This is a genomic window from Frankia sp. CoBUL1, from assembly GCF_978021245.1.
Map to the genome: position 1 here is coordinate 1 of NZ_CDXDOS010000119.1, position 9,996 is coordinate 9,996.

9 protein-coding genes and 1 pseudogene are annotated in these 9,996 nt (G+C 71.2%); 7 read left to right on the forward strand and 3 right to left on the reverse strand.

The window, feature by feature from the left end; translation table 11 throughout:
* Together AC08OX_RS10500 and AC08OX_RS10505 are read left to right on the forward strand one after the other, a co-directional pair.
* The coding region (locus AC08OX_RS10500; RefSeq protein WP_476607636.1) for a molybdopterin-dependent oxidoreductase at positions 1 to 906 on the forward strand (906 nt) is incomplete at its 5' end.
* A complete protein-coding gene (locus AC08OX_RS10505; RefSeq protein WP_476607637.1) occupies positions 903 to 1,388 on the forward strand; it encodes a hypothetical protein in 486 nt (161 codons plus the stop codon). The genes AC08OX_RS10500 and AC08OX_RS10505, both read left to right, overlap by 4 nt.
* Here AC08OX_RS10505 and AC08OX_RS10510 read toward each other — a convergent pair.
* Together AC08OX_RS10510 and AC08OX_RS10515 are read right to left on the reverse strand one after the other, a co-directional pair.
* Entirely contained in the window at positions 1,321 to 2,037 is a 717-nt protein-coding gene (locus AC08OX_RS10510; RefSeq protein ID WP_476607638.1) for a methyltransferase domain-containing protein, read from the reverse strand. The genes AC08OX_RS10505 and AC08OX_RS10510 overlap by 68 nt on opposite strands.
* Positions 2,031 to 3,416 (reverse strand): DUF2064 domain-containing protein, encoded by a 1,386-nt coding sequence (locus tag AC08OX_RS10515; RefSeq protein WP_476607639.1) that lies wholly within the window; start codon positions 3,414 to 3,416, stop codon positions 2,031 to 2,033. Before AC08OX_RS10515 ends, AC08OX_RS10510 begins: the two co-directional genes overlap by 7 nt.
* A 188-nt stretch (positions 3,417 to 3,604) precedes the next feature.
* Here AC08OX_RS10515 and AC08OX_RS10520 point away from each other — a divergent pair, with 188 nt between their 5' ends.
* The 5 genes from AC08OX_RS10520 (at position 3,605) to AC08OX_RS10540 (ending at position 9,549) form a co-directional block, all read left to right on the forward strand.
* Positions 3,605 to 4,354 carry a response regulator gene (locus AC08OX_RS10520; protein WP_476607640.1) on the forward strand — a complete coding sequence of 250 codons (750 nt, stop codon included), beginning with the start codon at positions 3,605 to 3,607 and terminating at the stop codon, positions 4,352 to 4,354.
* A gap of 70 nt (positions 4,355 to 4,424) precedes the next feature.
* The gene (locus AC08OX_RS10525) at positions 4,425 to 5,564 is read left to right on the forward strand and encodes a sensor histidine kinase (RefSeq protein WP_476607641.1); all 1,140 of its coding nucleotides are present in this window, start codon (positions 4,425 to 4,427) and stop codon (positions 5,562 to 5,564) included.
* 100 nt (positions 5,565 to 5,664) lie between these two features.
* Positions 5,665 to 6,708, forward strand: coding sequence for an SDR family NAD(P)-dependent oxidoreductase (locus AC08OX_RS10530; protein ID WP_476607642.1), 1,044 nt, complete (start codon positions 5,665 to 5,667; stop codon positions 6,706 to 6,708).
* A 636-nt stretch (positions 6,709 to 7,344) separates the two neighbouring features.
* Positions 7,345 to 8,847 carry an NAD(P)/FAD-dependent oxidoreductase gene (locus tag AC08OX_RS10535; protein ID WP_476607643.1) on the forward strand — a complete coding sequence of 501 codons (1,503 nt, stop codon included), beginning with the start codon at positions 7,345 to 7,347 and terminating at the stop codon, positions 8,845 to 8,847.
* Positions 8,848 to 9,030: 183 nt separating this feature from the next.
* Positions 9,031 to 9,549, forward strand: a complete 519-nt coding sequence (locus AC08OX_RS10540; RefSeq protein WP_476607644.1) for a hypothetical protein — start codon at positions 9,031 to 9,033, stop codon at positions 9,547 to 9,549.
* Positions 9,550 to 9,816: 267 nt separating this feature from the next.
* Here the strand turns inward: AC08OX_RS10540 and AC08OX_RS10545 are convergent.
* A pseudogene (locus tag AC08OX_RS10545) lies at positions 9,817 to 9,996 on the reverse strand (hypothetical protein); the annotation flags it as partial.

Consider the following 9,996-nt stretch of genomic DNA (forward strand, 5'->3'; position numbering starts at 1 on the left):
CGTTCCGTCGCCCATGCGGTGGAGCGGATGACGATCGTGCCGTTGATCGCAGGGGCGATCTTCCAGCTCAGCACGGGCATCGCGAACATCGCGCAGTGGTACCGGTTCAACTTCTTCTTCACCGTGACCCATTACTGGGTCGCCTGGATCACGATCGGCGCGCTGGTCCTCCACATCGTCGCGAAGCTCACCGTCGTCCGGGCGAATGTGGGCCGCCGCCGCCATGAGCGCGCGCACCCGGCCGTCACCACCATGGCCGGCGTCACCACCATGGCCGGCGTCACCACCATGGCCGGCGTCACCCCGGGGACTGGCGGTCTGACGCGGCGCGGCCTCGGCCTCGCGACGGGGACCGCAGCCGGGGTGATCGTGGCGACGACCGCCGGTCAGTCGGTCCCGGGCCTGGCCCGGCTGGACCTGCTCGCGCCGCGGCGGCCCGACATCGGCCCGCAGGGGCTCCCGGTGAACCGCACGGCGCGAGCCGCGCGGGTCACCTCCCTCGCCCGTGACCCCGGGTACCGGCTGGAGGTGGTCGGTCCGCGCCGGGTGGTGTACACCATCGAGGAGCTGTACGCGCTGCGTCGGTACAGCTCGAAGCTGCCGATCACCTGCGTCGAGGGATGGGCCGCGGACGCCACCTGGCACGGGCCGCGGCTGCGGGATCTGCTGGACGCCGCCATGATCCCCGCCGACGCGACGGTCCGGGTCGAGTCCCTCGAGGCCCGCGGGGGCTACCGGGCAAGCGACGTCAACCCCTCGCACGCCAGGGACTCGTTGACCCTGCTCGCGACCGGAGTGAACGGCGCCGACCTCGACCTCGATCACGGTTATCCGGCCCGGCTCATCGCGCCGAACCGGCCCGGGGTCCTCCAGACGAAATGGGTACATCGGGTGGTGATGGTGTGAACGCCGTCGTGCTGCGCGGTGTCGCGGTGGCGGCCGGGCTGGCCGCGATCGGTTACGGGGTCGACGGCGTGCTCACCCACCAGCAGGCCACCCGGCTGCCGAACACCGTGGTCTGGCTGATCGGCGGGGTCCTGGTCCATGACGCGTTGCTCGTGCCCGCGACGATGCTCGTCGGCTTCCTGCTCACCCGGTTGGTCCCACCGCCCTACCGGTCCGTCGCACAGGGCGCACTGCTGGTGAGTGCGGCGGTCGCCCTGTCGTCGCTACCGCTGTGGCGTGGCTACGGTGGGGACCCTGGGAACCCGACGGTGAACCCACTGCCGTACGGACGCAACCTCGCGCTCGTTCTCGGAGTGGTCTGGGCCGGCGCGGCGGCCCTCATGGTGAGTCGGGCGGTCCGCGCCCGGCGGGGAATCATCCAATCGGGAGACGCCGGCGCAGCGCGGCGAAGTGCCGACCGGCGTCGCACCAGGTCCGGGTGATCAGCAGTCCGGCGTCCGGCGCGATGCCGGTCAGATCGTCCCCGTCCACCAGGCACCAGGAGAAGGGCCGCGACACCCGGCCGGTTGCGTCCTCCAGCCGGACCCGCATCGGACCGGTCCGGGTGCCCGGCGGTTCGAGTTCGACGAGCACCCGGCCGGAGGGGGCGAGGAGTTCCCCGGCCCGGCGCAACAACCGGGTCGGGTCGCCGCCGATGCCGATGTTTCCGTCTGCAAGCAGCAGCACGGCCCATCGTCCCTCGGCAGGCACCCGGCCGAACACGTCCCGCCGTAGTGCCGGCACACCGGCCCGCCGGGTCAGGTGCACCGCGAACGGCGCGACGTCGATGCCGAGGGCCGGCACCCCGCGGGCCGCGAGCGCGGCCGCGAGCCGGCCGGGCCCGCAGCCGACGTCGAGGGTCGGGCCGCCACAGTGACGCAACAACGACAGATCCCCCGGGGACAGCGCCCCGGTGGACCAGGTGGGCGGGGTCGACGCCGCCGGGGACAGGGTGCCACGCCAGCGGTTCACCGGCAGCGGGTCGCGTCGCCCGTCGGGACGGCGCATCCACAGCTGTCCACCGGCGGAGCGCAGTCCCGCCTCGTAGACGGTCGTCGGTCCCCACCGGCCGTCGGGGACGCCGGTCAACACGCGGTGGCCCGGCCGGCGGCGATGCGATCCCCATGCGTGGCGCGCAGCGCCGCGGCGAAGCGTCCACCGGGCACGAGCCGGGCGACCGCGTCGGCGTCGGCCATGGTGTCGACGTCGCGCACCGTCGGCAGGGTTGTGACCGTCAGGCCGGCTTCGGACAGGCGGGCCTGCTGTCGTGCGCCGGTGTCCGGGCGCGAGGTCGGCACGCCACGGAGAAGATCGCCGTCGGGGGTGGTCAGGCCGAGTGCCCACCATCCCCCGTCCGCGGCGGGACCGAACACCGCGTCGGTCGCGTGCAGCGCGTGGCAGGCGGAGGCGAGCAGGGCTGCGGTCACCTGGGGAGTGTCCATCCCGATGAGCAGGGTCGGCTCGGTGCCGGCGTCGAAGGCGGCACCGAGCCGGACGTCGAACGGCCCCGACACCTGCGGCATCACTTCGATCGCGATTCGTGCGCCCGGGGTTCGTCCGGCCGGGATTCGTGCGAACGAGGTCTCCAGCCATGGGCCGACCGCGCCGTCGAGGACGAGGACCGGGCGCAGTGCGTCGAACCCGGGCAGGCGAGTCAGCTCCTCAACCGCGGCCAGCGTGTCCGCGAGCGCGGCCGCCGCGACGGCCGCCGCCTGGTCCGGGCGCAGGGGCGGCGTCAGGCGGGTCTTGACCCGCCCGGGTACCGGCTCCTTCGCCATCACGAGCAGCCTCACCGGAGGCCTCGCCAACAGGGCGGACATGTCCCGGGCCGTCCGGGCGGCGCCGAGCGGTGTCCCGGTCACCTTGGAGCGCCCGACCCGAGGGGTGTAGGCCACGTCGGTCTCGACTATCCGCCAACCGGCCTGGGCCGCCCGCAGCAGCAGTTCCAGCGGATAGCCGAACCGGCGGTCGGCGACGGGCAGTCGGAGCAGGTCCTCCCGGCGGGCCACCCGCATCGGGCCCAGATCATGGACGGGAACGCCGCAGCGGCGCAGCCGCCCGGCGACCACCGCGTTCCCGAGTCGGGCGTGCGGCGGCCAGGCCCGCATCGAGGTCGGGCGACGGCGACCGAGAACCAGATCGGCCCGGCCGGCCAGCAGCTGCGTGACGAGACCGGGAAGCTCGGCGGGGTCGAGGGATGCGTCCGCGTCGCACACGCCGACCACGTCGGCGTCCGCGGCGAGCAGCCCGGCGTGCACGGCGGCGCCGTAGCCGCGCTCAGGCACGTCAACGACGACCGCCCCGCGTTCCAGCGCCACCTGGCGGGAGCCGTCGCGCGATCCGTTGTCCGCGACAATCGGCCGATAGTCGACGGGCATCCGGTCCAACACCCAAGGTAGCGCCCCGGCCTCGTCCAGGCAGGGCAGGACGACGTCGACGGAGGCCCCGATCCCACTACGTTGCGTGAACATGATCGGGACTGTAGTGCCGTCCACGCGTGATCAACCCTTACGAAACAAGGAATGCCCGGGTCCCGTCCGGCGGCTCGGCACGGACACGACGACGAGCATGACGAGCATGACGAAGCGGAGCATTACGAAGCGGAGACATCCGAGCCGATCATGGCCGGGACGGCCGTCGCCTTACCTATCGTGGCTGGGTGGCCCGTGTGCTCGTCGTCGACGACGACGTCCTCGTCTCCGAGGTGGTTGACCGCTACCTGCGCAACGCCGGCTTCGACGTCGACCGCGCCGCGGACGGACCCACGGCCCTGCGGGTGGCCGAGACAACCCCACCGGACCTCGTCGTCCTCGACCTGATGCTGCCCGGTCTCGATGGCATCGAGGTGTTCCGCCGGCTCCGGGCGCACCGACCGGTACCAGTGATCATGCTGACCGCACGTGCCGACGAGTCGGATCGCATCACCGGTCTGGAGATCGGCGCCGACGACTACGTGACCAAGCCGTTCTCGCCGCGGGAGCTGACCCTGCGCGTGCAGTCGGTGCTGCGGCGGGCGAACGAGGCGGTGCCGGGCGCGGAAGCCGGCGTCCTGCGGGCCGGCACCCTCGTCGTCGACGCGGCCGCGCGGACCGCCACCCGGCACGGGGTGCCGCTCGGGCTGACGGTGCGCGAGTTCGATCTGCTGGCCTTCCTGCTGCGCCGGCCCGGCCGGGCCTTCACTCGGGGCGAGCTGCTCGAACAAGTGTGGGGATGGAGCTATGGCGACCCCTCGACGGTCACCGTGCACATCCGCCGACTGCGGGAGAAGATCGAGGATGATCCGACCGCGCCCCGGATGCTTGTCACGGTGTGGGGGGTCGGGTACCGCTACGATCCCGGCACCCCGCGCCCCGACAGCACCCCCACCGAACAGGTGGGGGCACCGGACGAGGGACGACACCGAGGATGAGACCCGAGGCGGTGCGGCGGGACGACGACCCTACGGGCGGGCTGCGAGCGAGAGCGAGAGCGAGGCCCCGATGAACGCCGGCCTGGAGGTCATGGGGATCGCGCTCGGCTGTTCGACGGCGGCCGCGCTCACCGGCCTGCCGTTGCTGCGGGCGCTCCGGAAGCGGCCGTTGTGGGCGACAGCAGCGTCATTGAGCGTGATACCGGTCGTAGCGGTGACGGTGGGGGTCGCCGGCACGGCACAGGCAATGTTCCTCTCCGATCATGACTTGCGGGTCGTGCTCATCGTGGTGGTCGTGTCGGCGGTGGTGGCGTCGGCATCCGCGGTGCGCCTGGGTGGCCCGGTCGTGGCGGCGATCGGGACGCTGACCCGGGCGACGGCGGCCCTGGGCGAGCCGGGCTATCGCGGCGCCGGCCGTGTTCCGACCGCCGAGCTCGGCGCGCTGGCGACGACCCTGGACGCGACCCATGTCCGCCTCGTCGAGGCGCGGGAACGGGAACGGGCCCTGGAGGCGAGTCGCCGCGAGTTGGTGGCCTGGATCAGTCATGACCTGAGAACCCCGCTCGCGGGAATCCGGGCGACGGCCGAGGCCCTGCAGGACGGCCTGGTCACGGACGCCGAGACGACGGCCCGCTACCACCGGCTGATGCTCGCCGACGCCGAGCGGCTGACCGGCATGGTCGACGACCTGTTCGAACTGGCCCGGCTGCAGGCCGGTGCGCTGCGGCTGAGCCTGGAGAAGGTGCGCGTCGCCGACGTCGTCTCGGACGCGATCGCCGCGGTGGACCCGATCGCGCGGGCCAAGGGAGTCGTCGTCAACGGGCGGGCCGACCACGCCGGGTACGTTGACGCCGACGCGGCCGAGGTGGGGCGCGTGCTGACCAATCTCCTCGTCAACGCCATCAGGCACACCCCCGACGACGGAACGGTGGAGATCACCGCTACCGCGGACGCCGACCGGACGGTCTTCGCCGTGGCGGACCGGTGCGGCGGCATCCCGCAGGAGGAGCTGCCCCGCGTGTTCGACCTCGGATTCCGGGGCGAGTCGGCCCGGACCCCCGGTGGTGACGACCATCCGCACCAGCCACGGATGCGGTCGGGGATCGGCCTTGCGATCGTCCGTGGCATCGTCGAGGCGCACGGGGGCGACGTCACCGTGCACAACCATCGGGAGGGCTGCCGCTTCGTCGTCGCGCTCCCCGCGTCCTGACGTCCGGACGCCGCCCGGGGTTGCGACGGCACGGGCCGGGCTGGAGACGTTCCGTGGTTCGTAAGATCCGGCGCGTCCCGGCACCGTTAGCGTCGGCGTCATGCGGGTTCTCGTCACCGGTGGCGCAGGCTTCATCGGTTCTCACGTTGTCGACGTGCTGGTCGCGGCGGGCAACGAGGTCAGGATCCTCGACGCCCTGCTTCCGGCGGTACACCGGACGAAGCCCCAGGTCAACAACGCCGCCGAGATGATCGTTGGGGACGTGACCGATCGGGACCAGGCCGCCGAGGCACTGAGCGGGATCGACGTCGTATGCCACCAGGCCGCCATGGTGGGTCTGGGGGTTGATCTGGACGACCTTCCGGCGTATGCCACGAACAACGATCTCGGCACCGCGGTCCTGCTCGCGGCGATGGCCCGCGCCGGAGTGGGGCGACTGGTCCTGGCGAGCTCCATGGTGGTCTACGGCGAGGGTGGTTACCGCTGCCCGACGGACGGACCAGTGCGCCCCGGACCACGGCAGGCCGCCGACCTGGACGCAGGCCGTTTCGAGCCGCCGTGCCCACGGTGCCACCGGCCGCTCGCGCCCATCGTGGTCCACGAGGACGCCCCCCTGGACCCCCGCAACGCGTACGCGGCGACCAAGGTCGCCCAGGAGCATCTCGCGGCGGCGTGGGCGGCGGAAACCGGCGGAACTGCCGTGGCACTGCGCTACCACAACGTCTACGGTCCGCGGATGCCCCGGGACACCCCCTACGCCGGCGTCGCGTCGATCTTCCGCAGTGCGCTGGAACACGGGCGGGCCCCGCGGGTCTTCGAGGACGGCCGGCAGCTGAGGGATTTCGTGCACGTCCACGACGTCGCGCGGGCTAACCTGCTGGCGTCCCACCAGCCGCAGGGACCCGGCCGGCTGGTTCCCCTCAATATCGGCTCCGGTGATCCCCACACCGTCGGGGACATGGCGGACGCGCTGGCTCGTGCCTTCGGCGGTCCGAGGCCCGTCGTGACCGGCACCTCCCGGGTCGGCGACGTCCGCCACATCGCAGCGTCCTCGGCCCGAGCAGGCGATCTTCTCGGCTACCGGCCGCGGGTCGACTTCGCCGAGGGGATGCGGGCCTTCGCCCATGATCCGCTGCGGGACTGAGATTCTCCCCGGGCCCGCAATCCTCCCCGGGCCCGCTCGGGGCAGACCCACGAAGGACTAATCCCCGCCGACCACCTTCATGAGATCGAAGATGCATCCGCCGAACACGCTGCCCGTGAACGTGCAGGACGCGAACGTCACGTCAAAGAACGAGCACCAAATGAAGGTGCAGGTGGTGAAAGCAGTGTCCGAATAGACTGATGCGCTAAACCGGACCCCCGGAAAGTGCACTCGGTCAGATCCACCGCACGAAGAAAACATGATCATAGCTCTGGCCAGACAGATCCCCGCCGTCGGGGCCCAGGGACCGGGTGGTCGTCCGCGTCCGCGGGGCCGGTTCGCCGTATTCCGTTCGGCCCTGCGCCGCCGCCTTCCGGTCAGACAGGATCTTCAGTGCCCACCCATGGTCGCACTCCGAACTGGGCGTATCACTCGACGAGGTATCAATCGCCCACGAATTGTGTTGCATGCCACATGTCCCGTCGATGCTATCCGGCGACAGGAGGTGACGATAAACACGATCCCATCTCGGATATACGGCGGAAAATAGTAGCCGGGGGCCGGCACCATCAGGTATATGGTCTTCGCGGCGCCAAGGGGCACCGCCGGAGTCAAGAGGCTGAGCGGAGAAGGATCGTGACCACGGACAGCGCCCAGACAGGGCAGGCCGGCGAACCGGAACGGCTCGAGGAGCGAAGCACCTCCCCGCACCGAGTAGTGATCATCGGGTCTGGCTTCGGAGGTCTGTTCACCGCGCAGGCCCTCCGCAAAGCACCGGTCGAGGTCACTCTCGTCGCGAAGACGACGCACCATCTGTTCCAGCCGCTGCTCTACCAGGTGGCAACGGGCATCCTGTCCGAGGGCGAGATCGCCCCGACCACCCGTGAGGTACTGAGCCGGCAGGACAACGCGCAGGTCGTCCTCGGCGAGGTGACCACCATCGACGTGAACGCAAGAACGGTCACGTCCCAGTTGCTGGGTCGCACGACCGTGCACCACTACGACAGCCTCGTCGTTGCCGCGGGCGCGGGCCAGTCGTACTTCGGCAACGACCATTTCGCCACGCACGCCCCGGGCATGAAGAGCATCGACGACGCGCTCGAGCTGCGCGGCCGGATCTTCGGGATGTTCGAGCTCGCCGAGGCGTCCACCGATCCCGCGGACGTGGAGCGGTTGCTGACCTTTGTCGTCGTCGGGGCGGGCCCCACCGGCGTGGAGATGGCCGGACAGATCGCGGAACTCTCGCGCCGGACCCTGCGGCGGGACTTCCGCAGCATCGACCCCGCCAAGGCCCGAGTCATCCTGCTGGACGCCGCACCCGCCGTCCTGCCGCCGTTCGGCGAGCGGCTCGGCGCGAAGGCGGCCGACAAGCTGACCAAGATCGGCGTCGATGTGCAGCTGGGCGCCAAGGTCGTCAATGTCGACGCGACCGGCATCGACGTCGAGGACAGCGACGGCACCCGCCGGCGCATCGACTCGGTCTGCAAGGTCTGGGCCGCCGGCGTTGCCGCGAGCCCGCTGGGCCGGCAGCTCGCCGAGCAGACCGGTGCGGGGCTCGACCGCGCCGGCCGCATCGAGGTGCTGCCCGACCTGACCCTGCCGGGTCATCCGGAGGTGTTCGTCATCGGGGATATGGCGAGCATCAACCGGCTGCCCGGCGTGGCGCAGGTCGCGATCCAGGGCGGCCGGCACGCCGCCAAGGAGATCCAGGCCTGGGTCGCCGGCAAGCAGACGGGCCGGCCGTTCGAATACCATGACAAGGGCAGCATGGCCACCATCTCGCGGTTCAGCGCGGTGGCGAGCATTGGCAAGGTGCAGTTCAGCGGCTTCTTCGCCTGGCTCGTCTGGCTGGCCGTGCACCTCGTCTACATCATCGGGTTCAAGCACCGGCTGACCACCCTGCTTCACTGGACGGTGAGCTTCATCGGCCGGGGCCGGTCGGAACGTACCGTCACCGAGCAGCAGATCTTCGCCCGGGTCGCCGTCCAACGCCTCGGAACGGACTTCGCGCCCTCGCTGCCCCCGCACGCGAGTCAGGAGGCGCCGTCCTGGACGGGGGCCCGGACGATCGTGCCGATGCAGCCGCAGGCCAAGGGCGAGGGCAAGGGCGAGGACAGCCGGCAACCGTCCCGGGTCTAGCGCGTAGCGCGGATCCGGCCTTCCACGTGGTTCGCACCACGCTCGCATGTTGCTCACATCTCGCTGTCGCATCGTGGGCTCCGACCGCGTGCCACCGTGGCGCGCGGCGCCCGGCCGATCGCCGCCGCTCAGGGCCGACGACCGGTTCGCGGCGTAGTGACGCGACGCGGAAGGACGACACAGATGCGCAGCTTCCTGACCGGACGATGGGGTGCGGGGGTCGCCGCAGCGGGTCTGCTTGGGCTCGGGTTGGGGGTCGGGCTCGGGTTCGGCGGGACAGCCGCATCCGCTGCCTCGGACCGGACTGCCAGCGCAGCAGCCACCCCAGCCGACCACACGTTCCTGGGCGACCATCCGCGACTCGCCGAGGCCCGGCTGCGTTCCCACGACGGGCTGCGTCCCCATGGCGGTATCTGGGCCGGCGGCGGCGTACACGGTGAGGCAACGGTCAAAACCGGCAAGGGCTTCCAGGTAGTGGCGGGGCAACGCGGGAAGGTGACCGCGGTGAGCCCCACCTCCCTGACGGTCACCAGTGAGGACGGCTACGTCGGCACCTATATGATCAACGCCGATACCCGGTTGCGGATCGACGGGGACGCCGCGAAGGTCTCCGACCTCCACCCGGGGGCGACGGTCCGGGTGGGCGCGACGGTCAAGGACGGCACCCGCACGGCGGTGGTCGTCGCCCAGCCCCAGGACTGACCCACCGCCGAGGGCCTCTCCCGACACCGAAGATCACCTAGGGGGACGCCTGTCAGCGTGACGGCGGCGTCCCCCCTCCGCCATCCGGCTCGTCCGCAGGAAACTCCGGACAGCCCTCGCGTTCGAGGTCCGCGGCGCGGACCATGCGACACCGCGGGCACGGTGTCCCCGGCCGCGCAATCGTCTTCAGCCCCTGGCGGGGACGCCGTCCCCGATGTTCCGGACACCGCAGGTACAAGAAGTCGGCCTGAACGGGCATCGATTTCTTCATAGCAGGGGAACTTTTCCGGTTCCACCGCATTCCCGACACTTGATGTTGGCGTCACCGTCGAAAAGACCGTCCTCGTCCGCTTCCGCCTGCGGGCGCGTCTGATACTGCGTGCCGTTGCAGGACGAGCAGGTCATCAGGCCTAGGCTGAGCCGCTCGTCGGGCGGCCGAAAATACCG